The 252-nt window shown below is 68.3% G+C and carries 1 protein-coding gene; it reads left to right on the forward strand.

Features of this window, described 5'->3' with window-relative positions; translation table 11 throughout:
- The coding region (locus AC3II9_RS22155) for a beta-xylosidase family glycoside hydrolase (protein ID WP_489158892.1) at window positions 1–252 on the forward strand (252 nt) is incomplete at both ends.

Here is a 252-nt window from a genome sequence, read left to right on the forward strand (position 1 = left end):
GGCAGAGCCTATTGAGTGCGGCGATCGCCGCGCCGGCCGGACCGATCGCGATGCGCGTTCAGGTCGATCACGAAGCGTTGCGCTTCGCCTTTCGCGGGGAAGGGGAGGGCGACTGGACCTGGCTGCCCGAGCTATTCGACGCCAGCCTGTTGTCGGACGAGGCGACATTGCCGGGGCTGCCCAACTTCACGGGCACCTTTGTCGGCATGGCCTGCCAGGACATGGCCGGAACCGGCCGGCCGGCGGATTTCC

Source organism: Lysinibacillus sp. RU7 (genome assembly GCF_057837305.1).